Annotated in this window: 19 protein-coding genes; 11 read left to right on the forward strand and 8 right to left on the reverse strand. The window is 70.5% G+C overall.

Annotated elements, in window-relative coordinates; translation table 11 throughout:
• The first annotated feature begins 16 nt into the window (after window positions 1–16).
• From PHN62_RS00725 to PHN62_RS00765, 9 genes are all read left to right on the forward strand, one after another.
• A complete protein-coding gene (locus PHN62_RS00725) occupies window positions 17–1888 on the forward strand; it encodes an ABC transporter ATP-binding protein/permease (protein WP_300144863.1) in 1872 nt (623 codons plus the stop codon).
• On the forward strand, window positions 1869–3686 hold the full coding sequence (locus PHN62_RS00730; RefSeq protein ID WP_300144865.1) for an aminopeptidase P family protein: 1818 nt from the start codon (window positions 1869–1871) through the stop codon (window positions 3684–3686). The genes PHN62_RS00725 and PHN62_RS00730 overlap by 20 nt, the downstream gene beginning before the upstream one ends.
• 249 nt (window positions 3687–3935) lie before the next feature.
• On the forward strand, window positions 3936–4424 hold the full coding sequence (locus PHN62_RS00735; protein ID WP_300144868.1) for a hypothetical protein: 489 nt from the start codon (window positions 3936–3938) through the stop codon (window positions 4422–4424).
• Between the two features lie 84 nt (window positions 4425–4508).
• The gene (locus PHN62_RS00740) at window positions 4509–5033 is read left to right on the forward strand and encodes a hypothetical protein (protein ID WP_300144871.1); all 525 of its coding nucleotides are present in this window, start codon (window positions 4509–4511) and stop codon (window positions 5031–5033) included.
• Between the two features lie 82 nt (window positions 5034–5115).
• Window positions 5116–6711 (forward strand): L-aspartate oxidase, encoded by a 1596-nt coding sequence (locus PHN62_RS00745; protein WP_300144874.1) that lies wholly within the window; start codon window positions 5116–5118, stop codon window positions 6709–6711.
• Complete coding sequence (gene nadC / locus PHN62_RS00750) at window positions 6708–7580, forward strand: carboxylating nicotinate-nucleotide diphosphorylase (RefSeq protein ID WP_300144877.1); 873 nt, start codon at window positions 6708–6710, stop codon at window positions 7578–7580. The genes PHN62_RS00745 and nadC overlap by 4 nt, the downstream gene beginning before the upstream one ends.
• Before the next feature lie 225 nt (window positions 7581–7805).
• Window positions 7806–8471 (forward strand): protein-L-isoaspartate O-methyltransferase, encoded by a 666-nt coding sequence (locus PHN62_RS00755; protein ID WP_300144882.1) that lies wholly within the window; start codon window positions 7806–7808, stop codon window positions 8469–8471.
• A 45-nt stretch (window positions 8472–8516) separates the two neighbouring features.
• Entirely contained in the window at window positions 8517–9947 is a 1431-nt protein-coding gene (locus PHN62_RS00760; protein WP_300144885.1) for a TolC family outer membrane protein, read from the forward strand.
• A gap of 302 nt (window positions 9948–10249) precedes the next feature.
• On the forward strand, window positions 10250–12778 hold the full coding sequence (locus PHN62_RS00765) for a DUF2497 domain-containing protein (RefSeq protein WP_300144888.1): 2529 nt from the start codon (window positions 10250–10252) through the stop codon (window positions 12776–12778).
• Window positions 12779–12884: 106 nt separating this feature from the next.
• Here PHN62_RS00765 and PHN62_RS00770 read toward each other — a convergent pair whose 3' ends face one another.
• The 3 genes from PHN62_RS00770 to PHN62_RS00780 all read right to left on the reverse strand — a co-directional run bounded on the left by PHN62_RS00770 (window position 12885) and on the right by PHN62_RS00780 (window position 15758).
• Window positions 12885–13523 carry a Smr/MutS family protein gene (locus tag PHN62_RS00770; protein WP_300144890.1) on the reverse strand — a complete coding sequence of 213 codons (639 nt, stop codon included), beginning with the start codon at window positions 13521–13523 and terminating at the stop codon, window positions 12885–12887.
• Window positions 13524–13661: 138 nt separating this feature from the next.
• Complete coding sequence (locus tag PHN62_RS00775) at window positions 13662–15077, reverse strand: MltA domain-containing protein (RefSeq protein ID WP_300144893.1); 1416 nt, start codon at window positions 15075–15077, stop codon at window positions 13662–13664.
• 18 nt (window positions 15078–15095) lie between these two features.
• Complete coding sequence (locus PHN62_RS00780) at window positions 15096–15758, reverse strand: Tim44/TimA family putative adaptor protein (protein WP_300144896.1); 663 nt, start codon at window positions 15756–15758, stop codon at window positions 15096–15098.
• Window positions 15759–16070: 312 nt separating this feature from the next.
• Here PHN62_RS00780 and secB point away from each other — a divergent pair, with 312 nt between their 5' ends.
• Window positions 16071–16556 carry a protein-export chaperone SecB gene (gene secB, locus PHN62_RS00785; RefSeq protein WP_300144899.1) on the forward strand — a complete coding sequence of 162 codons (486 nt, stop codon included), beginning with the start codon at window positions 16071–16073 and terminating at the stop codon, window positions 16554–16556.
• A gap of 66 nt (window positions 16557–16622) precedes the next feature.
• Here secB and dnaQ read toward each other — a convergent pair whose 3' ends face one another.
• Genes dnaQ through PHN62_RS00810 form a run of 5 tightly spaced genes read right to left on the reverse strand, consistent with a single transcriptional unit; the run spans window position 16623 to window position 20329 of the window.
• Entirely contained in the window at window positions 16623–17348 is a 726-nt protein-coding gene (gene dnaQ, locus PHN62_RS00790; protein ID WP_300144902.1) for a DNA polymerase III subunit epsilon, read from the reverse strand.
• Window positions 17345–17959: a dephospho-CoA kinase gene (gene coaE, locus PHN62_RS00795; protein WP_300144906.1), complete on the reverse strand. Its 615-nt coding sequence runs from the start codon at window positions 17957–17959 to the stop codon at window positions 17345–17347. Before coaE ends, dnaQ begins: the two co-directional genes overlap by 4 nt.
• Window positions 17956–18795 carry a shikimate dehydrogenase gene (locus PHN62_RS00800; RefSeq protein WP_300144909.1) on the reverse strand — a complete coding sequence of 280 codons (840 nt, stop codon included), beginning with the start codon at window positions 18793–18795 and terminating at the stop codon, window positions 17956–17958. Before PHN62_RS00800 ends, coaE begins: the two co-directional genes overlap by 4 nt.
• Window positions 18792–19385: a nucleoside triphosphate pyrophosphatase gene (locus PHN62_RS00805; protein WP_300144912.1), complete on the reverse strand. Its 594-nt coding sequence runs from the start codon at window positions 19383–19385 to the stop codon at window positions 18792–18794. The genes PHN62_RS00800 and PHN62_RS00805 overlap by 4 nt, the downstream gene beginning before the upstream one ends.
• Window positions 19382–20329 (reverse strand): pyruvate, water dikinase regulatory protein, encoded by a 948-nt coding sequence (locus tag PHN62_RS00810; RefSeq protein WP_300144915.1) that lies wholly within the window; start codon window positions 20327–20329, stop codon window positions 19382–19384. Before PHN62_RS00810 ends, PHN62_RS00805 begins: the two co-directional genes overlap by 4 nt.
• Window positions 20330–20903: 574 nt before the next feature.
• Here PHN62_RS00810 and hemE point away from each other — a divergent pair.
• Window positions 20904–21929, forward strand: a complete 1026-nt coding sequence (hemE, locus tag PHN62_RS00815) for a uroporphyrinogen decarboxylase (protein WP_300144918.1) — start codon at window positions 20904–20906, stop codon at window positions 21927–21929.
• The last annotated feature ends 3 nt before the right edge of the window (window positions 21930–21932 follow it).

A 21932-nucleotide genomic window follows, 5' to 3' on the forward strand; every position in this document is an offset into this window, starting at 1 on the left:
GCGGAACGGAGATCCCATGCGACAAGCGGAAGGCGGAAGCCGTCTGCGGGCGGACGGCGAAGGCGACTGGCGCGTTCTGGCGGCGGTCGCGCCCTACATCTGGCCGAAGGGAGAGCCCGAAGCGCGTCTGCGCGTGGCGGTGGCGATGGTCTTCCTGATTCTGGCGAAGGTCGCCACAATCTGGACGCCCTTCCTCTTCAAGGGCGTCGTGGACGCCCTGACGCCCGCAGGCGTCTCGGACGGCGCGCGGGCGCTGATGGTCGCGCCCACGGCGCTGATCCTCTTCTACGCGGTCATGAGGTTCATGCAGACCGGGCTCGCGCAGGTGCGCGACGGCGTCTTCGCCAAGGTCGGCCAGAGGGCCTTGCGGCGCCTCGCCCTCCAGAGCTTCGCCCATCTGCACGACCTTTCGCTGCGCTTCCACCTCCAGCGCAAGACGGGGGCGCTCTCGCGGATCATCGACCGCGGCGTGAAGGGCGTGGACTTCCTGCTGCGCTTTCTGGTGTTCAACCTGGCGCCGCTGGTGGTCGAGCTGATCGTGGTGGCGGCGATCTTCTGGCTGAAGTTCGATTTCTGGTATTTCCTCGTCGTGGCGGCCACGCTGATCTCCTATGTGTGGTACACCTACAAGGCGACGGAATGGCGGCTCGGCATCCGCAAGCGGATGAACGACAAGGACCAGGAAGCCATGCAGAAGGCCGTCGACAGCCTTCTGAACTATGAGACGGTGAAGTATTTCGCCGCCGAACGCCGCGAGGTCGAGCGCTACGACCAGTCCATGCAGGGCTACGAGCAGGCGGGCGTCGAGACGCAAACCTCCCTGGCCTGGCTGAACGCGGGTCAGGCCTTCATCATCTCGGCGGGGCTCGGGGCGGCGATGATCCTGGCGGGCTACGGCGTGGCGCAGGGGAGCCTGACCGTCGGCGACTTCGTGCTGGTCAACGCCTTCATGCTCCAGATCACCATGCCCCTGGGCTTTCTGGGGACGGTCTATCGCGAGATCCGTCAGGCCATGATCGACATGACCGAACTCTTCGTGCTCATGGACCAGAACGTCGAGATCCGGGACGCCCCCGACGCGGGGCCCCTGAAGCTCACCGAAGGCCGGGTGACTTTCGATTCCGTCCGCTTCCGCTACGATCCCGACCGCGAGATCCTCAAGGGCGTGAGCTTCGAGATCCCCGGCGGCCGGACTCTGGCGGTGGTGGGGCCGACGGGCTCGGGGAAATCCACCCTCGCGCGGCTGCTCTACCGCTTCTACGACGTGGAGGCGGGCGGCGTCCGCATCGACGGCCAGGACCTGCGCGACGTGACCCAGGAGAGCCTGCGCCAGTCGGTGGGCGTGGTGCCTCAGGATACGGTGCTCTTCAACGACACCATCCATTACAACATCGCCTATGGCCGCCCCGGAGCCTCCCGCGAGGAGGTGGTCGGGGCCGCGAAGGCGGCGCGGCTCGACGAATTCATCCGGACCCTGCCCAGGGGCTACGAGACCGAAGTCGGCGAGCGCGGCCTCAAGCTCTCGGGCGGCGAGAAGCAGCGCGTCTCCATCGCGCGGGCGATCCTGAAGAACCCCCCCATCCTCATCCTCGACGAAGCGACCTCCGCCCTCGACACCCGCACCGAGAAGGCCATTCAGGAGAGCTTGCGGAGCCTTTCGGAGAATCGCACAGTGCTGGTGGTCGCCCATCGGCTCTCCACGGTGGTGGATGCGGACGAGATCATCGTGCTCGACGCGGGCGAGATCGTCGAGCGCGGCCCTCATGCGCGGCTGCTGGCCGAAAACGGCCGCTACGCCGCCATGTGGACCAGCCAGAAGGCCGCGGCCGCCCCTCCGGCGGGGTCCGGCTCCAGCGAGGAGATCGAGCGTGCCCCTTCAATCCTTTGAGACCCCGAGCCATGACCAGGGCGCGGCGCGGCTCGCGCTGCTGCGGGCGGAGCTGAAGCTCCGGGGGCTCGACGGCTTCCTGATCCCCCACGCCGACCGCTTCCAGAGCGAATACATCCCCGCCGCCGACGAGCGTCTGCTCTGGCTGACCGGCTTCAGCGGCTCGGCGGGCTTCGCGGTCGCGCTGACGGAGCGGGCGGCGGTCTTCGTGGACGGGCGCTATACGGTCCAGGCCGCCGAACAGCTCGACCCGGCGGCCTGGGAGATCCGGCGCATCGAGGAGGTCAAGCCCTGGGACTGGACCGCCGAAGCCGCTCCCTCCGGAGCCCGCATCGGCTACGACCCCTGGCTCCTGACGCCCGCCGAACTCGCCGACTGGACCCGGGCCCTCGGCGAGGCCGGGCGCGAGCTGGTCGCGCTGGAGTCCAATCCTCTGGACGCGGTCTGGCCCGACCGCCCCGCCGCTCCGGCGAAGCCGCTGCGCGTCCAGACGACCGCGCTCGCCGGAGCCTCCGGGGCGCAGAAGCGCGCCGCCGCCGCCGGGGAGCTCAAGCGCCGCAAGCTCGACGCCATGCTGCTCTCGGCTTCGGATTCGGTGAACTGGCTGTTCAACATCCGCGGCTCGGACGTGACGCATAATCCGGTGGCGCTGGGCTTCGCGCTGCTGGAGTCCGACGGGCGGGCGCGTCTGTTCGTCGATCCCTCCCGCGCCGACGCCCGGACGCGCCGTCATCTGGGGAACGCGGTGGCTCTGGCGCCGGAATCCGCCCTGCCCGAGGCCCTCGCCGAACTCAAGGGCAAGCGGGTGGGCGCCGCCCGCCAGACCGCGCCGGCGGCTCTGGCCGAACGGCTCAAGGCGGCGGGCGCCGAGGTCGTCTGGACGGAGGATCCCTGCGTCAAGCCCAAGGCCCGCAAGACTCCCGCCGAAATCGCGGGCGCCCGGGCGGCCCAGCTCCGCGACGGCGCCGCCCTGACGCGCTTCCTCGCCTGGTTCGACGCCGAGGCCCCGAAGGGCGGCCTCACCGAGATCTCCGCCGCCGAAAGGCTGGAGGAGATCCGCCTCGCGACCGGCGCGCTCAGGGATCTGAGCTTCCCGAGCATCTCGGCCTATGGCCCTCATGCGGCCTTGCCGCATTACCGCGTCAGCCGCGAGAGCGATCTGAAGATCCTGCCGGGGAATCTCTACCTCATCGATTCGGGCGGGCAATATGAGGACGGCACCACGGACGTCACGCGCACCCTGGCGGTGGGCGAAGTCCCGGAGCCCATGGCCCGCGCCTTCACTCTGGCGCTCAAGGGGATGGTCGCGCTGTCGCGGGCGCGCTTTCCGGTCGGGACCACCGGCGCGCAGCTCGACGCCCTGGCGCGTCTGGCGCTCTGGAAGGCGGGGCTCGACTACGACCACGGGACGGGCCATGGCGTCGGGGCCTATCTCAACGTGCATGAAGGCCCCGTGCGCATCGCCCGGACGGGAACCGTCGCGCTGGAGCCGGGGATGATCCTCTCCAACGAGCCGGGCTATTACAAGGCGGGCGAATTCGGACTGCGCATCGAGAATCTGCTGCTCGTCACGCCGCCCGAGATCCCCGAAGAGGGCGAGCGGCCCATGATGGGCTTCGAGACCCTGACCCTGGCGCCCATCGACCGGCGGCTGATCCTGACGAAGCTTCTGCGCAAGGGGGAGCGGGCCTGGATCGACGCCTATCACGCCCGCGTGCGGGAGGCTCTGGAGCCTCTGCTCGAGCCGGGGCTCCATCGCTGGCTCGGGAAGGCGACGGCGCCGCTCAAGGGCGGCTGAGGGCGCGGAAGGGGCGGCGCGGGCCCGGGCCTGCGCCGTCCGCGAAGGCCGTCCGGGAAGGCTGTCCGACGTATGGTCTTAGGCTTTTCTTTTCCTCTTTTTGCGCACATCCTTCCTTCCCCGGGACAAGCCGGAATCCCCGCCGGGAAAGGATCAGACCATGCGTCTCCAGACATCTCGCCGAACCCTCGCGCGGGAGGGCGGCCTCCGCCTTCCCTCCGGACCCCTCACGGGCGCGGAGGGCTGATCATGGGCCTGCGGCTTCAAGCCTCCTTCTGGATCGCGCTGGCGGCGGCGATCTGCGCCCTGACGCTCCGGCTGTTCGTGGAGTCGGCGCCGGTCGACCTCGACGAGCCCATGCGCAACACCCAGTTGTTCAGCCTGCTGCTTCTGGCGCTGGTCAGCGGCTTCTTCGCGGGCTGGCTGCTGGGGCCGATTCTCGGCCAGGCGGGCGTGAGCGGCGTCCTTCTGGGGCTGATCGGCGCCTTTCTGGCCACCATCCTGACCGCCATGATCGCCGGAGGCGTCGTCGGGGCGGTGCGGATCTTCCTGCGCGACGGGGTGGATCCGGTGGGCATGTTCGGCGAGGCCCTCGCGGAGGGGGGCATGACCGGCTTCGTGGTGACGCGGGTTCTGCTGGGCTCGCTGCCGATGCTCTGCCTGTGGTTCGCGCTGTTCCTGGGGGTCCATCTGCTGATGTACCGGGCCCGGCGGTCTCTGATCCTCTACGGCCGCTGACGGGCGGCCCGCCGGACCTCTGATCTTGCAGGAGACGCGAGGGCGGCCCATCTCGGCTTCAGGCGAAGTTTTCGGGAGGCCATGATGAGCCTGCGCGGATGGAGCGCCCTGCTGGTGGGCGCGATGGGCGCGCTCTGGTGGCTGGGCGTGGTCGCGATCATGGAGCGCGACAGGATTCAGGGTTTCCTCGACTTCTGGCCCGTCGCGCTTCTCGGCGGACTCGGCGCGGCTCCGGCGGGGGCGCTGCTCGCGCGCGGCCTCGGCGGAGAGGGGCCGCGCGGGTGGCTGATCTCGGGGTTCTCGCTGCTCCTCGCGACCTTCCTCGGCGCGGCTTTCGGCGGCCTGCTGATGTTCCTGACCATTCAGGGCATGGAGTTTTTCGGGCTCTTCCCGGAAGCCGCCTCGGGAAACCGGCTGATGAGGAGCATGCGCGGAGAATACGCCGTCCTGCCGCTCTTCGCGCCCCTGCTGATCGCGGGCGTCCTGCTGGAGGGTCCGCCCTCCCTCCTGCTCTGGCTGGGATTCGCGGCGGGTGTCCATCTGCTCATGCGCGAGCGCCGCCGCCGGAGCGCCGCTCTCCTCCCCGGACCAAAGCCCGACCCCGGCTGAACGCGTTTTTTTTGGCTCGGGCCGCGAATCCGCCGTAGTCTCCCGCCTCGGGGGATTTCATCCGAGAGCTTGGAGGGCGGGCATGAGCCGCTTCGACACGGCGTTCGAGACCGGGGGAGTGCTGATCATCGGCGCCGGTCTGGCGGGGCTTTTCGCGGCGCTGAAGCTGGCGCCGCGTCCGGTGACGGTGCTGTCGCCGGATCCGCTCGGGCAGGGCGCGAGTTCGGCCTGGGCGCAAGGGGGCGTGGCCGCCGCCGTGGGCGCGGGCGACAGTCCCGAGGATCACGCCGACGACACGCTCAAGGCCGGAGCGGGCATCGTCGACGAAGCCACCGCCCGCAGCGTGGCCCGGGAGGCCGCCGCCCGCATCGAGGATCTGGCGCGGCTCGGCGCCCCCTTCGACCGCGACGAGGAAGGCCATTACATGCTCTCGCGCGAGGCGGCCCATGGCCGGGCGCGGGTGGTGCGCGTCGCGGGAGACCGCGCCGGACGCGCCATCATGGACGCCCTGATCGAAGACGTGCGGGCCACGCCCTCGATCTCGGTGGTGGAGGGCGTCATCGCGGTGGACTTCGCCGTGGCGGAGGGCCGCGTGATCGGCGTCTTCGCCCGCGCCGCCGGAGACCGCTACGCCACGCCGCTCTTCTTCCGCGCCGACGCCACGATTCTCGCCGCCGGGGGCCTCGGAGGGCTCTACGCCGTGACCACCAATCCCTCGCGGGTGCGGGGCCAGGCCATGGGCATGGCGGCCCGGGCGGGCGCCGTGATCGCCGATCCGGAGTTCGTGCAGTTCCATCCGACCGCCATCGACCTCGGCAAGGATCCCGCGCCGCTGGCCACCGAGGCCCTGCGCGGCGAAGGCGCCCTGCTGGTCGACGAGGGCGGGCGGCGCTTCATGCCCGAGGTCCATCCCGACGCCGAGCTCGCCCCGCGCGACGTGGTGGCCCGGGCGATCTTCGCGCAGATCCAGGCGGGGCATCGTCCGGCGCTCGACGCCCGCGCGGCGCTCGGAACGGAGTTCGGCGAGAAGTTCCCCACCGTCATGGGCTATCTCCAGGAGGCGGGGATAGATCCCTCGATCCAGACCATCCCGGTGGCTCCGGCGGCGCATTACCACATGGGCGGCGTGCGGGTGGACGCTCATGGACGCAGCTCCCTGGGGAGTCTCTGGGTCTGCGGCGAAGCCTCCTCGACGGGGCTGCACGGCGCCAACCGCCTCGCCTCCAACGGATTGCTGGAGGCGGTGGTCTTCGCCGCCCGCGTGGCCGAGGATGTGGAGAAGCAGGTCTCCGAGAGCCTGCCCGCCGCCCTGCCCGAGCTTCTCCCTCGCGCCGACTTCAGCGCCGAAGGCGAATTGCGCAATCTCTGGGCGGTGCACGAGCTGCGCCAGACCATGAGCGACGACGTGGGGGTCGTCCGCGACGCCGAGGGGCTCAAGCGGGCGCTGCGCAAGATCGCGCGTCTGGAGCGCGAGGCGGCGGGAGCTTCGCGCAGCTACCTCAACATGACCACCGCCGCGACCATGGTCGCGGCCGCCGCCCTGCGCCGGACGGAAAGCCGCGGCGGGCATTTCCGCAGCGACTTCCCCGAGACCGATCCGGCCTGGGCGCATCGCACCGAGATCACGCTCGACGAGGCTCTGGCCATCCGCGCCGCAGCCGTGGAGGAAGCCCGATGACCGCCAGCCTTCCCGTTCCGCCCCTGCCCGAGGCCCTGATCCGACCCGCCGTCGAGGCGGCGCTGATCGAGGACTGGGGCCGGGCGGGCGACGTCACCACCGACGCCACGATTCCCATGGGAACTCAGGCCCGCGCGGCGATCAACGCCCGCGAGCCGGGCGTGGCGGCGGGCGTCCAGGTGGCGGAGCTGGCCTTCCGGCTGGTGGATCCGGGCCTGAAGATCGCGGTCCATCTCGCCGACGGCGCACGCATGGCCAGGGGCGACGCCATCCTGACCGTGACCGGCGAAGCGCGCTCGATCCTGATGGGCGAGCGGGTGGCCTTGAACTTCATGGGGCGGATGTGCGGAATCGCGAGCCTCACGCGGCGCATCGCCGAGTCCATCGCCCATACCAAAGCCAGGATCGCCGACACCCGCAAGACCACGCCGGGCCTGCGGATCTTCGAGAAACGCGCCGTGCGGCTCGGAGGCGGGGCGAATCACCGCTTCGGCCTGGATGACGCGGTTCTCATCAAGGACAATCATCTTGTCGCGGCGGGCGGCGTCCGTCCGGCTCTGGAGCGCGCCCGCGCCTACGCCGGGCACATGATGAAGATCGAGCTTGAAGTGGATTCCCTCGACCAGCTCGACGAGGCGCTGAGGATCGGGATCGCCGACAACATCCTGCTCGACAACATGTCGCCCGAGACCCTGCGCGAGGCCGTGCGCCGGGCCGAAGCCGCCGCCCGCCGCCCGCTTCTGGAGGCCAGCGGCGGAATCACGCCCGAGACCGCGCCCTCCATCGCGGAGACGGGGGTGGATCTGCTCTCGGCGGGCTTCCTGACCCATTCGGTCCGGACCCTGGACGTGGGTCTGGATTTCTCCTGACGTCGAAGGGAGCCCGGATTTCTCCGGACGCCGAATCGACGCCCCGAACGTCTCGGCGAACGTGACTTCGGGGCGCCTTGGCTCCATAACTGGACGCTCGCGAAGGGCTGGTGCGGATAGGGCGGAAATCCGCCTCCGGACCCGCTCCGCGCCGCCGCCTCGCCTTGCGCCCCGGTTCGTTCCGTGGCACAGACCAACCCATTCGTTCCTCCGGAGGAGCTTCCCATGTCGAGCAGCAGCAGCCCCCTCGCCGCCGCGCGCCAAGCCATGGTCGACCGTCAGGTGCGTCCCGCGGACGTGACCCGCCGAGGCGTGATCGCCGCCATGCTGGAGATTCCGCGCGAGGATTTCGCGCCGGAGTCCTTCCGGGCCGCCGCCTATTCCGACTCGCCGATTCCTCTGGGCGGAGGCCGCCAGATCCTCGAACCGCGCGTCCAGGCCAAGCTTCTGGACCTCGCCGAGCTGGAGCCCGAGGAGAAGATCCTCCTCGTGGGCGCCGGAACCGGCTATGGGGCGGCTCTGGCGGGGAAGCTCTCGCGCCACGTGACCGCCCTGGAGAGCGATCCGGAGCTGGCCGACAAGGCCCGCGCCAATCTGGAGCGCCTGGCGCCTCACGTCCGCGTGATCCTCGGCGACCTGGCCGACGGCGCGCCGGAGTCCGGCCCATATGACGTGATACTGCTCGAAGGCGGCGTCGAAACCGCCCTCGACTCGCTGGAGACGCTCGATTCCCAGCTGGCCCCCGGCGGCCGCCTGATCTTCGTCAGCCTCGAAGGCCCCATGGGCCGGGCCAGGCTGGCGGCCAAGGGCGACCTGCGGGGCCGCGTGGTCTTCGACGCCGCCGCGACGGTCCTGCCGGGCTTCGCGCGCAAGCCCGGCTTCGTGTTCTGACATCGGCGGAGGCCCTCGAGGCTCCGTCGGCCCAAGGAGGCCCCCATGCGCCGCTGGACGCGTTGGACGACCGCTCTCGCTCTGACGGCGGGGGTCTTCGCCGGACTCTTCGCGACCCCTTCGGCTCAGGCCGAAACGCTCTATGACGCGTTGAGCGACGCCTATCGCAACAATCCTTCCCTCGCGGCGGGGCGCTTCGGGCTCCAGAGCGCCGCCGAAAGCCTGACCCAGGCCCGGCTGGGCTATTCGCCCTCGCTGAACGCCAGCGGCAGCTACGGCGTCCGGGGCGACCGCCTGCTCAACAGCGGCGCCGGCTGGGGAGACAGCCTTTCGGCGTCGCTCAGCGCCTCTCTGCCGGTCTACGACGGCGGCCGCACCGCCATCGCGATCCGTCAGGCGGCCGAATCCCTCGACGCCAGCCAGCTGGGCTATCTGCAGTCCGAGCAATCGGCGCTGCTGGACACCGTGGTGGCCTACGTCACGCTGGTCCGCGACCGCGAGCTGCTCGGCATGACCCTGTCGAGCTTCGAGATCTTCCGCCAGCAATCCGAGGCGGCGCGGCTGCGCTTCGAGGTCGGCGAGGCCACCCTCACCGACGTGGCCCAGGCCGAGGCCCAGCTCTCCAGCACGCGGGCTTCGGTGGTCCAGGCGCGCGGGGCCCTGACCATCAGCGAGCAGACCTTCCGGCGCCTCGTGGGGCGCGTCCCGGACAATCCCCAGCCGCCGAGCCGCCTGCCCACCCTGCCCTCGACGCTGGATCTGGCGCTCTCGGAGGCCATGGCCCATCCCTCGATTCTGGCGGCCCGCGCCCAGGAGCGCGCCGCCATCGCCGCCGCCGAATCGACGATGACCGGCTACATGCCCACCGTGGGCGTGAGCGCGGGGGTCTCGACCTCCAAGAGCGACATGTTCCCGGTGCTCGACGACTTCAACAACAGCGCCAACATCGGGGTGTCGATCAACCACCCGATCTATGACGGCGGCGTGGTCGACAGCCGCGTGCGGGCCGCCCGCGCGACGGCCTCCCAGCGGCGCATGCAGATCATGGACGCCGAAGCCGCCGTGCGCCAGAGCGTAGGCTCGGCCTTCACCAGCTACGTCACCGCGCAACAGAGCCTGGCGGCCAATCTGGCGCGGGTGCAGGCGGCCCAGCTCGCCTACACCGGCGTGAGCGAGGAGATGACCGTCGGCGCCCGTTCGGTTCTGGACCAGCTCAACGCGCAGCAGAGTCTTCTGGACGCGCGCACGGCCCTCGTGCGGGCGGCGGCTGATTCGCACATCAGCGCCTACCGGATCCTGGGGTCGATGGGCCGCCTCAGCCCGACCTCCATCGGACTCAGCCGCATCTCCGAGCCGATTCCGCCCACGCCGACCTCCCAGGAGATCCGCCGCATGGGCATGGACGCCGCCGTGGCCATGGTCAACCGGTGGAACTTTCCCTGGAACCCCTTCGGATATGTCCGCAACAGGCTCTGAGGGCCCGCCTCGGCGATCCGATCGGATTTATTTCAAAAACAAGGCATTGATCCTTGGCCGAGGGGCGCATTTCCGCCTCTCGGCGGAATTTTGAAACGCGGAATCAACTCCTTCGCGTCTTCCCGGACTCCCCCCCAATAACCAGCCTTTAAGATTGTGCGCCTCATGATGCCCGCGCAGGCCGGGCGGAACCGGCCGAGGCTTCGGGGTTCCGGCCTCGGTCTGTCTTGTTTTGGCACGACAAAGATCTTAAGTTTCTTGCATTGGGGCGCATTGCGCGCAGGGATATCGTGAAGGCCGCCATGTCGAATCACACCGCTTCGCCTCTCGAACCCAGCATGGAGGACATCCTCGCCTCCATCCGTCGAATCATCGCCGAGGAGGACGAACAGGAGGCCCGCAACGCCCGGCGCGCCCGCGCCGAGGCCGAAGAGGCCCCGCCCCGCGTCGAGGCCCAGCAGCCGCGCGTCGAGCAGCCGCCCCGCGCCGAGGCCCCCCGTCCAGAGCCTTCGCGTCCGGAAGCCCCCCGCGCCGAGGTCTTCCGCGAGGCTCTGCGCGAGGCCCCCCGCGAGGCCGCGCGTCCGGAGCTTCCGCGTCCGGAGGCCCTGCGCGCCCCCGAGCCGCCCCGCCCCGAGCCCCGCCGCTTCCGCTTCGAGGAGCCCGCCCCCGTCGAGCCTCCGGCTCCGGCCGCGCCTCCTCCTCCCCCGGCTCCGGCCAAGGTCGACTGGAGCGGACTCGGCGCCGCCGCGCGCGAACCCGAGCCGCCTGCGCCCTCCCGCCCCGCTCCGCGCGGCGGCGAACGCCTCGAAGAGGATTTCGGCTGGGCCGACCGCGCCCTGGGGCGCCCCGCTCCCGAGACCGAAGCGCGCTTCGAATTCGAGATCCCCTTCCGCGAGAGCGGCGACGCCGATCTGGACGCCGATTTCGGCGCGATCCTGAAATCCGCCTCGGCCTCCCGGCCCGAGCCGGTCGCGCCGCCGCCGCCCCGCGTGGTGGAGAGCGCCTATGGCGGCCGCTTCGTCGAGGAGCCGCCGCGCGTTCCGGAGCCGCCTGCGCCCTCGCGGCCTGCGGCCCCTCCTCCGGCCCAGATCCAGGCCCCTCCTCCGGCTGCGGCCCCGACGGCTCCGGCGGCCCCGGCGGTCGAGGATCCCTTCGCCCGCTTCCTGAATCCGCCGCCGAGCGCCTTCGACGACGGCTATACGCTGGATCCCGAAGCCGAGCCCCTGAAGCCCCTGTCCTCCTTCCGGTCCGAGGCCCTTGACTTCGACCGCAAGGTCGAGGAGGCCGCCTCCTCCGCGCGCCGGACCGTCGTCGATTCCGCCGACGACGCCGAAGCCTTCCTGCGCCGGACCGCCTCCGAGAGCTTCGCCGATCTCGCCGACCTCTCCGGGGGCGCCGTCGAGACCGCCCGAGGGGTCGGACGCTCCGCCTTCGGCGCCGCCGCCGATCTCGCCGGACAGGCGGACCGCTCGGCCGACTTCCTCCTCGACCGCGCCGGAGAGGCCGCTTCGGGCGCCGTCGAGACCGCCCGGGAGGCCGGACGCTCCGTCTTCGACGCCGCCGACGGACTCCTGGACAAGGCCGCCGATTCCACGGTCGAATTCACCGTCGAGACCGCCAGAGGCGCCGCCGATCTCGCCGGAGAGGCCGTCAGGGAGGCCGGACGCGCCGGACGCTCGGTCTTCGAGACCGCCGAAGATCTCGCCGCGGACGCCGGACGCGCCGCCGCCTCCGCCGCCGACTTCACTGTGGAGACCGCCAGGAGCGCCGCCGATCTCGCCGCAGAAGCCGCCTCCAGCGCCGCCGATCCCCTGCGGGAGGCCGGACGCTTCGTCTTCGAGACCGTCGCCGATCCGGTCGCCGAGGCCGCCGACCTCGCCGAGGAGGCCGCCGGAAACGCCGCCGATCTCGCCGCCGAGGCCGCGAAGGCGACCGGCGAGGCGAGCCGCGCCCTCGTCGAGACGGCCGCGCCCTCCATCCCCGAGCTTCCGGTCTTCGAGCCGCCGAAATTCGACCTGCCCGACTTCGCCGCCCTGCGCGAGGAGACGTCGCGCAGGCTGGAGACCACGCGTCGCGAAGTGGACGACATCTTCGGCTCCCTCTCCGACCTGCCTGCGGAGCCGACGCGGGCCTCTTCGACCCTGGATCCGGGCGAGGCTCTGGACGTCTTCGGCGTCGACCGCTTCAGCCGCGAGGATCTGGACGAGGGGGTTCTGAACCTCTCTTCGGAGCGCCGCATTCCCGAGGCGCCGCCCGCCGATCCGGTCGCGGAGCCGCCGCCCTTCGACGCCAGCTCCTTCTGGGGCCCCGATTCCGATTTCGAGCCTGGCCGCGATCCGGTTTCGCCGCTCGACATCCCGCCTGCGCCGACCGAGGCCGAATCCGGCTTCGTGCGCGAAGAGCTCCTGCTGACCGAGCGTCTGGGCGAGGCCGAGGATCCGGCCGCCGTCTGGGAGGCCGCAGGCCGGAGCGTCGCGACGACGGCCGCCGCCTCCACCGCCCTGACCGCCCGTCCTTCGGCGCCGCCCGCCGCGATCTCGGCGCGCCGGGCTCTGGTCGAAGAAGAGGATCTGCTCTCGGAAGCCGCCGAACGCGCCTCCGCGCGGGCGATGGCGGCTCTGTCGGGATCGGGCGCGCCCCGGCTGCACGGCGGCCTTGCGCTGCCGGGCTCCGAAGGCGAGGCGGAATCGCTGAACGCCGTGGTGCGCCAGATGCTCAAGCCCATGCTGCGCGAATGGCTGGACGAGAATCTGCCGGGCATGGTCGAGCGCCTGGTGCGGGCCGAAGTGGAGCGCGTCAGCGCCCGCGCGGCCTGGTCGGATCAGACCTGATCCCGAGGGCGGGCTCCCCGCTCCGGTTTCCCTGAAGACCGTGCGACCCGGAAAGTCCGAAGGGCTTTCCGGGTCGCGTCCTGTTTCGAGAGGCCCGGAGCCCTCGTCAGCTCTTGCGCAGATAGACGTAGAGCGCGCCCGCGCCGCCATGGCGGTCATGGGCCGGATAGACTCCGCCGACATGGGGCTTGAGCTGCGGGGAATCGAGCCAGCGCGGCGCCGCCTCCCGCAGGGTTCCGGGCTGGGCCTCCCGGCCCAGGGCGCGCGCCTGATAGTCTCCGCCCTTGCCCGTGACCACCAGGACCATGCGTTTGCCCGCCCGCCGCGCGGCCAGAATGAACAGCGTGAGCTCCAGATGGGCGTGATCCAGGGTCAGGCCGTGCAGATCGAGCCGCCCTTCGGGACGTTTTTCGCCTTTCATGAGGCGTTGGGCGGTGCGGCGGTCGAGTCCGGGCGTTCTGGGCCCGAGGGGCTCCACGAAGGGTCTGGCGACGACCGTCCGCCGGGGGAAGGGCGGCTCCGCGGAGGCGGGAGGCGCCTTGGGCCCGGCGCCGAAGAGGGCGGAGAAATCCGGCAGAGGCAGCAGGTCGGGGCGCGAGACAGGAGGCTCGGGCCTGCGCGGTTCGGGAGGCGGCTCCTCGGGCGCGGCGGACCTCCTGCGACGCGCCAGAGGCTCCGCGTCGCGCATGGCGGCCCGCCAGAGCTGCAGCTCTTCTTCGGTGGTGATCCTGCCCTTGCGCCGCACCTGCGCGCCCTCCCCTGTGTCTCCCTTCGTGGAAGCGCCGAACCCCACCCGACCCCTTGAGAGTCGGATGGGGCGGGAAGCGCCTTATATGGGGGCGCGCGGCCTCCGGGAAGGGTTTCCCGTCCCGCGCGCCTGTCTTCAGATGCGCGGAACGGCGCCCTGCCAGATGCGCTGGATCGAGAGTTTGGGGATCAGGGCGGTCATGCGCCCGTAATCCTTGGTGGATCCGGCGAGGCGTCCGGGTTCGTCGCCGGAGCCGAAGAAGATGTCGGCGCGCTGGGCGCCCTTGATGGCGCCGCCCGTGTCGAGCGCGATCATCAGCCGGCGCAGGGCTCCGGCGGGCGAATCCGTCTCGATCCAGATCGGCAGGCCGAGGGCGTAGTATTTCGGATCCACCGCCGCCGAGCGCAGCGCAGGCAGAGGCGTGCCGAAGGAGCCCACGGGGCCTTCGGTCGGCGAGAGGCTGTCCTTGGGCGTGAAGAAGACGTAGGAGGGGTTTTCGGCGAAGAGCCCCCACATCTTCTGCGGATTGTTGCGCGCCCAGGCCTTGATTCCGTCGGCGGAGGTCTCGCCGAGGGTCATCTCGCCGCGGTCGGCCAGCACCCGCCCGATGGACTTGTAGCTGTGGCCGTTCTTGCCCGCATAGCCGACGCGCATCACGTTGCCGTCCGGCAGGCGCACCCGCCCCGAGCCCTGGATGTGCAGGAAGAACAGATCCACCGGATCGTCGACGAAGACCAGCTCCAGCCCCCTGCCCTTGAGCGCGCCCGCGTCGATCTGGGCGCGGTTGTGATAGGCGACGCCGTCGATGAGGTCGTCCGGCTTGCGGTAGAGCGGGAACTGATAGGGCCCGACCGGAGTCAGCGAACCGCGCAGTTCGGGTTCGTAATAGCCGGTGAACAGCGCCTCGTCGCCCGGCGCGGCCTCGACGCGCACCGGCTGGAACCAGTGCTCGAAGAAGGCGCGGGCCTCGGCGCGGTTGCGCGGATCGCGGGGCCAGGCGCCGCAGATCTGGGCCCAGTCTCCGGCGTAGCCCCCGACGGGCGCGCCGTCCGCGGCCTTGGGCCCCCCGATGGAGGCGGAGACCTCGCGCCCCGCGAGCTTCTGGCAGACCCCCGCCAGAGCGCTCAGGGCGGCGGCGTGGTCGTCCTCGGCCCAGCCCTGAAGCCCGGCGAACTGCACCGGCTGGACGCGGGCGGCGGCGCCCTGGAGGATGAATTCGGGCCCGGCGGCGGGCTGGGGAGGAAACTGCATGGCCTGCGGAACATAGGCGCCGGGCGGCAGGCCGGGCGCGACGACGGGAGCCTGAGGAGCGCCAGGCCCCGGAGCCGGAACGGGCCTCGGGGCATGAGCCACCATCGGCGGCAGCAGCGCGCCGCCGCCGGGAACGGGCGTCGGCGCCGGGATGACGGCGACGGGCGCCGCCGAGGGCGGCAGGGCCGCAGGCGCCAGAGGCGTGGGCGTGACGGCGAGAGGGGTCTTGGGTCCGCTGGCGCAGGCGCTCAAGGCGGAAAGGGCCGTCGCGCAGGCGACGGCTCGGGCGAAACGGATCATGCTCGCTCCTCGACGGGCTCAGTCGCCCGTCGCGACGAGCAACCAGTTGGGATCGGCGTCGCCGAGCCTGCGCGAGAAGGTCCAGAGATCGGAGATGACGCGCGGCTGCGTCGGATCGCCCTGCACCACCGCGCCGGCCGCATCGCGCGCCGCGGAAATCAGGTCGGCTTCGAAGCGGACGTCCATCTGCATTTCTCTGGTCGCCGGATTGAACCGGGCGTCCTTGAGTTCGGTCGAGACGATGCGGACGAGACGGGCTTCGACGACGACGCCTTTCTGCGTACGATCATCGATCACATGGGAAAAGCTTTGGTAAACGTTCGGAGCCAGAAGCGGCCTGAGATCGTCTTTCTCGCCATGTTCGAAGGCCAGAAGGATATACTCGTAGGCGTCCCCCGAGCGGCGCATGAAATCGGCGGGGTCGAAGTCGGGGTCGGCCTCCAGCCCGAGGACGAGGGCGCGTCCTGCGGGGCTCGCGGGATCGACGCCGAGTTCGGGCGGCAGGCCGGGGGCGCCTTCGGCGCGTCCGGCGGCGGGATCTGGCCTGCCCGACGGCGCGCCGAAGCCCCATTCCTCCGGGTTTTCGCGCCCGACGCGGGTGCCCAGCACGCCCTTGAGGCGCATGAACACGAATCCGGCCACGGCGGCGAGGATGAGGATCTCCAGAAAGGCGTCGGTCATCAGGGCGCGTCTCCTGAGGCGGCGAAGGGGAGCCGGGCGGTCCCGGAAGCGGGCGCGCGGGGCTTGCAGCCTTATGTATGGCGTCGCAGGCTTAAAATCCACTGTCGCGGGGAGCGCAAGCGTCGCAGAAGGATGCGAATCGCCGGATGGGCGCCTCTGCGCCTTCACGATTCCTCAATCGGGGCCTGCAAGGAAGGGCGCGCGCGAATCTCGCGGCCTCTCCGTGCGCGAGGCTTGGCGCCGGGGCCGCCCCATGATAGCCCCTTGGTCCGACGTCCCATTTTGAACCTATCCTTCAGGAGCGCCTCCTCGATGACCGACGCCGCCCCCCCTCCGGCCGACATTCAGCTGTCGATCCTCGCGCAGTTCGTGCGCGACCTGTCGTTCGAGAATCCGGGCGCCGGGACGCGTATCGACACGCGCCCCGACCTGCCCGTGCGCATCGACGCCAACGCCCGTCAGATCCCCTCCGAGGACGGCGAGCAGGGCCTCTACGAGGTTTCGCTGAAGATCGAGGCCAAGGCCATCGTCGAGAACCGGAACATCTACGTGACCTCGCTGGATTACGTCGGGATCTTCCGCCTGACCGGCGCGCCGCAGAACATGATCGAGCCGATCCTTCTGGCGGAATGCCCGCGGATCCTCTTCCCCTTCGCGCGGCGCGTGGTGGCCGACGCCACCCGCGACGGCGGATATCCGCCGCTGCTGCTCGATCCGGTGGATTTCATGGCGCTCTATCGCCAGCGGCTCGACGCCGTGGCGGCCCAGCGCGCCCAGCAGCCGACCGGACAGGCCTGAGCCTCTCCCTTCCGTCGGGATTCTGCGGAAGGCCGCGCCCTGCGCGGCCTTTTCCGTCTCCGGCGCTCAGGAGGGCCGACGCCAGCGCGCGCCCTCGCCGAGGCTCCGGACGAAGGCTTCATGCGCGGCGGCCTCTCCGGAGGTCAGCAGGGCGGGGCGCGGCCCCGGCCGACGCAGGGCGGCCGCCTCGCCGTTCGCCGGGAGGGCGCCCGCCGCCGGATTCCCTGCTCCGGCGGCCTTGCGGCCCTTCGGTCCGGCGTCGAGGCCGAATCCGATCTGGCGTCCTCCGGTCAGCTCCAGATAGACGCCCGCCAGCAGCTCGCAGTCGATGAGCGCGCCATGGAGCTTGCGGCCGGAGTTGTCCACGCCGAACCGCCGACAGAGCGCGTCGAGAGTGGCCGGAGCGCCGGGAAACCGCGTCCGGGCCATGGCGAGGGTGTCCACGGCGCGGGCGTAAGGCAGGGTGGGCTTGTTCGCCAGCGCCAGTTCATGGCTCAGGAACTTCATGTCGAAGGCGGCGTTGTGGATGATCAGCGGATCCTCGCCGATGAAGTCGAGGAAATCCTGGGCGATCTCGCGGAATTTCGGCTGGCCGCGCAGCTTCTCGTCGGTCAGGCCATGGACGGCGGCGGCCTCGGCGGGCACGGAGCGTTCGGGATCGATGTAGCGGTGGAAATACGCCCCCGTCGGCAGACGGTTCACCAGCTCCAGACAGGCGACCTCCACCATGCGGTCTCCGCGGGCGGGATCGAAGCCGGTGGTCTCGGTGTCGAGGACGATCTCGCGGGTCATGGCTTCTCCTGACTGATGCGCCCTGTCGCGCGGAACTGGTCGAGGATCGCCTCGACTTCGGCCTCGGCGGCGGGGAATCCGCGGCTGGTGTCGAGGACCCGATCCGCGCGGGCGCGCTTTTCGGCGTCGGGAGTCTGGCGGGCGAGGATGGCCTCGAAACGCTCGGGAGTCATGCCGGGCCGCGCCAGAACCCGCGCGCGCTGGACCTCCGCCGGGGCGGAGACCACGAGCACCGCCTCCATCTCCTGCTCCGAACCGGTCTCGTAGAGCAGGGGAATGTCGAGCAGCACGAGCGGCGCCGCACGGTTCGCCGCGAGGAACTCCGCGCGTTTGGCGAGGACCAGCGGATGAATCGCCGCTTCGAGCCTTTTCAGCATCTCGGGATTCCCGAGGACGGCCTTGCGCAGAACCTCGCGGTCCGCCGAGCCGTCGGGCGCGGCGGCGCCGGGGATCAGCGCCTCCAGAACCGGCGCGGCGCCGCCTCCGGGCGCGTAGAGCTCCGCCACGGCGGCGTCGGCGTCGTAGACGGGAATCCCGCGCTTGCGGAACATTTCGGCGGTGGCGCTCTTGCCCATGCCGATGGAGCCGGTCAGGCCCAGACGAAAGCTCATGCGGCCTCCAGAACGGCGCGGCGAAGGTCTTCATCCACGTCAGGCTCGCGCCCGAACCAGGCGGCGAATCCGGGCCGCGCCTGATGCAGCAGCATCCCGAGCCCGTCCACGATCCGGGCGCCCTGCTTCTCGGCGGCTTCGAGGAAAGGCGTCTTCAGGGGCGCGTAGATCAGATCCGTGGCGAGGGTTTCCGGCGCCAGGGCGCTCAGATCGAGATCGAAGGGCGGGCCTCCCGCCATGCCGAGCGCCGTGGCGTTCACCGCCAGAGCCGCGCCCTCCAGAGCCTCGGAGAGCTTCTCCATGGGCAGGAGCCTCAGAGGAAGATCCAGATCCCGCTGAAGCTCCTCGGAATTGGCGAGGGTGCGGTTGAGGAGCCGGATCTCGGGCGCCCCGGCCTCGGCGAGGGCGGCGATCACGGCGCGGCTGGCGCCTCCGGCGCCGATCACCGCCACGGGGCCCGCCGCCGGACTCCAGCCGGGCGAATTCTGGCGCAGATTCTCGATGAAGCCGAATCCGTCGGTGTTGTCGGCGAAGAGGCGGCCCTCGCGGAAGGTGAGCGTGTTGGCCGCCCTGAGCCGCCGCGCCAGAGGCGTGGCCTCATCGGCCCTGCGGAAGGCCTCGGCCTTGTGCGGCATGGTGACGTTGGCCCCCACGAAGCCCATGCGCGGCAGGGCCCCGAGGACTTCGGCGAAATCCTCCGGCCGCACGGGGAGAGGCAGATACCACCCCCTGATCCCGTAACGCTTCAGCCAGTGGCCGTGCAGCGCCGGAGATTTCGAATGGGAGGCCGGCCAGCCGAAGACTCCCGCCAGAGGCGCGTCCCGCTCTTCGCTCATTCGGTCAGAATCCCCCTCGCCCGCAGATAGCCCAGGATCTCCAGCAGCGGCAGACCCTGGATGGTGAAATGATCGCCCGTCACGCGCGAGAACAACTGCGCCCCCGGCCCCTCGATGCGATAGGCGCCCGCGCATCCGAGGATCGCTTCGCCTTCGGCCTCGAGATAGGCGTCGAGGAACTTCTCCGAAAAGGGCCTCATGCGCAATTGCGCCACGCCCACATGACGCCAGACCGGCGCGCCGTTCTCGACGATCACCGCCGCCGAAAACAGCGTATGGGACTCGCCGCGCAGCTCCAGAAGCTGCGCCCGCGCCGCCTTGAGGCTCTCGGGCTTGCCATGGACCCGCTCCCCGAAGGCGAGCGTCTGATCCGCGCCGAGCGTCAGCAGGCCCGGCGGCGCCGAACCCCCGACCCGCATCGCCTTCATCTCGGCGAGGGCGTCGGCGAGGTCGCGCGGCCCGACGCCCTCCGCCCGCAGCGAGGCCGTGACGGCCTCCTCGTCCACGGCGGCGCGGCGCGCATGGACCTCCACGCCTGCGGCGCGCAGCATCCGCGCGCGCGCCTCGCTGCCCGAAGCCAGCAGGATCATGAGCCTTCTCCCCTTTCCGTCAGTCCGCCCGTGAAGGGGACTCCCGCCCGACGCGCCCTTCCGCGCGCCTCCAGCAGACTCATCACGGCCGCGGCCGTCTCCTCGATGGAGCGGCGCGTGACGTCGATCACCGGACAGCGCAGCCGCTCGAAGAGCTTCAGCGCCTCGACGACCTCGCGCTGGATCGCCGAGACCTCGGCGTAATCTCCGCCGCGTCCGTCCTCCTGGCGCAGGCTCTGGAGCCGGTGGGCCCGGATCTGCGCCAGACGCGCGGGCTTGGCCGTCAGCCCGACCAGAAGCGGCCCCTCGTCGGGCCCGAACTCGAAGAGGGCGGGCGGCGGCGGGCGGGCCGAAGTCAGGGGCAGATTGGCCGCCTTCACGCCCTTGCCCGCCAGATAGACGCAGGTCGGGGTTTTCGAGGTGCGGCTGACTCCGATGAGCAGCACTTCGGCGGCGCGGAGCCTTTCGCTCCATTCTCCGTCGTCATGCTCCATGGCGAAGTCGATGGCGGCCATGCGGGCGTAATAGGCGACGTCCACTTCATGCTGTCCGCCGGGCCGCCAGTTGGGCGGCGAATCCAGATGGGCCGCCATGGCCGCGATGGCCGGATCGAGCAGGGCCACGTTGGGCAGGCCGAGCCTGCGGCAATGTTCTTCGAGCCGGGCGCGCAGCTGCGGAGTCACGACGCTGTGCATGACCAGACCCGGCGCGGCGGCGATCTCCTGAAAGGCGCGGTCGAGGGCGGGCAGGCTGCGGATGAGCGTATGGGCGCGGGTCTCGAAGGCCACGTGGCGGAACTGCCCCGAGACCGCCCGGAGCGCGGCGCGCAGGGTGTCGCCGGTGGAATCGGAGAGGATATGCACCTGAGGCAGGCCTCCCGCGGGCCTTCCGGCGGAGTCGGGGGCGGGTTCGGGCGAGGCCTCCGGGGCGGCTTGCGCGCTCATGGGGACAACTCCTGTGGATAACGGGGATAACGGGGAAGAATCAGGGGAAAAAGGGGGTTATCCCGAGTCAAGCGGATTCGATTCACAGCTCGTCCCCAGAGTTATCCACAGGTGGATGGAATCCCGGCAGCGACCGACTCATAACGGGCGCCAATTGTGGAGGATTCCGACGACTCATGTTCGAATCACGAACGAATCGAAGACTCGCGAGTCGGGGGCGAATCAGATGAATCCTGTTTTGAATCAAGGCTTGAATCCCGTCTCTTCCAGCGTCGTGCGAGCTTTGCGTTTCGTCCGCGAAAATCGATTCGTTTGTGGATAACTCTGGGTATAACTTGTGAATTCAAAAGAATTCACGCTTTTCCACCCTCCTACTATCCTCTTCAACCTTTTTTAAGATTCTTTCTGTGGGTTTTTTCCTGTGGAAAACTCCGGCCGGAGGACTCCGGCCTCTCCGGAAGGGGGCCTCCGGCAGGCTCCGGAAGGGGCCTGCGGCGAAAGGCTGGGGCGCGAAGGCCGCAAGCGGCCCGGAGCCGCATCGACTCCGCTCCGGGATCTGGCTACAAGCGCGGCCATGACCGACAAGCTTCTCCTTCGCGCCCTTTCGGGCGAGGCCCTTCCCCGCCCTCCTGTCTGGCTGATGCGTCAGGCGGGGCGCTATCTGCCGGAATACCGGGAATTGCGGGCCAGGGCGGGCGGCTTTCTGGAGCTCTGCTACAATCCCGACTTCGCCGTCGAGGCCACCCTGCAGCCGATCCGGCGCTACGGCTTCGACGCGGCGATCCTGTTTTCGGACATCCTCGTCGTTCCGCATGCGCTGGGCTGGCGGCTCTGGTTCGAGCAGGGAGAGGGGCCGAGGCTCGACGTCCAGAGCCCCGAAGCGCCCTTGCCCCGACTTGTCCCCGAAGATCTCCACAGGAAGCTCGCGCCGGTCTACGAAACCCTGGGCCGTCTGCGCGAGGAGCTGCCCCGCGAGACGACGCTGATCGGCTTCGCGGGCGCGCCCTGGACCCTGGCGACCTATCTGGCGGCGGGGCGCGGCAAGGACGAGCAGGCGGCGGCGCGGCGCTGGATGTTTTCGCATCCCGAGAGCTTCCAGGCTCTGATCGACCTGCTGACGGAGGCCACCGTCGAATATCTCTCGCGCCAGATCGAGGCGGGCGCCGAGGCCGTGCAGATCTTCGACAGCTGGGCGGGAGCTCTGGCGCCGCGCGCCTTCGCGCGCTGGTCCGTCGAGCCTGCGCGCCGCATCGTCGAGGCCCTACGGCGGCGTCATCCGGGGGTCCCGGTCATCGGCTTTCCGCGCGGCGCGGGGGGCGGCTACGCGCTCTACGCCCGCGAGACGGGGGTCTCGGCCCTCGGTCTGGACACCGGCGTCTCGCCCGCCTGGGCCAGGAGCGCGATTCCGGCCTCTGTGACGCTCCAGGGCAATCTGGACCCCCTGACCCTGCTGCCGGGCTCCAGGGCCCTCCAGGGCGAGGCGGAGGCGGTTCTGGAGGGCTTCGCGGGCCGGGCCCATGTCTTCAACCTCGGCCACGGGATCACCCCCGAAGCCGACCCCGCTCAGGTCGAGCGGCTGCTGCGCATCATCCGGGGCTGAACC

The organism is Neomegalonema sp. (assembly GCF_028688855.1).
GTDB lineage: Bacteria > Pseudomonadota > Alphaproteobacteria > Rhodobacterales > Rhodobacteraceae > Neomegalonema.

Bases quoted from the DNA above. Each gene is read 5' to 3' on its own strand.
- PHN62_RS00725 (WP_300144863.1), top strand. From the start codon at position 17: ATGCGACAAGCGGAAGGCGGAAGCCGTCTGCGGGCGGACGGCGAAGGC.
- PHN62_RS00745 (WP_300144874.1), top strand. From the start codon at position 5,116: ATGAGCCGCTTCGACACGGCGTTCGAGACCGGGGGAGTGCTGATCATC.
- nadC (WP_300144877.1), top strand. From the start codon at position 6,708: ATGACCGCCAGCCTTCCCGTTCCGCCCCTGCCCGAGGCCCTGATCCGA.
- PHN62_RS00805 (WP_300144912.1), bottom strand. From the start codon at position 19,385: ATGATCCTGCTGGCTTCGGGCAGCGAGGCGCGCGCGCGGATGCTGCGC.
- PHN62_RS00775 (WP_300144893.1), bottom strand. From the start codon at position 15,077: ATGATCCGTTTCGCCCGAGCCGTCGCCTGCGCGACGGCCCTTTCCGCC.
- PHN62_RS00765 (WP_300144888.1), top strand. From the start codon at position 10,250: ATGTCGAATCACACCGCTTCGCCTCTCGAACCCAGCATGGAGGACATC.
- dnaQ (WP_300144902.1), bottom strand. From the start codon at position 17,348: ATGACCCGCGAGATCGTCCTCGACACCGAGACCACCGGCTTCGATCCC.
- PHN62_RS00780 (WP_300144896.1), bottom strand. From the start codon at position 15,758: ATGACCGACGCCTTTCTGGAGATCCTCATCCTCGCCGCCGTGGCCGGA.
- PHN62_RS00740 (WP_300144871.1), top strand. From the start codon at position 4,509: ATGAGCCTGCGCGGATGGAGCGCCCTGCTGGTGGGCGCGATGGGCGCG.
- coaE (WP_300144906.1), bottom strand. From the start codon at position 17,959: ATGAGCTTTCGTCTGGGCCTGACCGGCTCCATCGGCATGGGCAAGAGC.
- secB (WP_300144899.1), top strand. From the start codon at position 16,071: ATGACCGACGCCGCCCCCCCTCCGGCCGACATTCAGCTGTCGATCCTC.
- PHN62_RS00810 (WP_300144915.1), bottom strand. From the start codon at position 20,329: ATGAGCGCGCAAGCCGCCCCGGAGGCCTCGCCCGAACCCGCCCCCGAC.
- PHN62_RS00755 (WP_300144882.1), top strand. From the start codon at position 7,806: ATGTCGAGCAGCAGCAGCCCCCTCGCCGCCGCGCGCCAAGCCATGGTC.
- PHN62_RS00735 (WP_300144868.1), top strand. From the start codon at position 3,936: ATGGGCCTGCGGCTTCAAGCCTCCTTCTGGATCGCGCTGGCGGCGGCG.
- PHN62_RS00800 (WP_300144909.1), bottom strand. From the start codon at position 18,795: ATGAGCGAAGAGCGGGACGCGCCTCTGGCGGGAGTCTTCGGCTGGCCG.
- hemE (WP_300144918.1), top strand. From the start codon at position 20,904: ATGACCGACAAGCTTCTCCTTCGCGCCCTTTCGGGCGAGGCCCTTCCC.
- PHN62_RS00760 (WP_300144885.1), top strand. From the start codon at position 8,517: ATGCGCCGCTGGACGCGTTGGACGACCGCTCTCGCTCTGACGGCGGGG.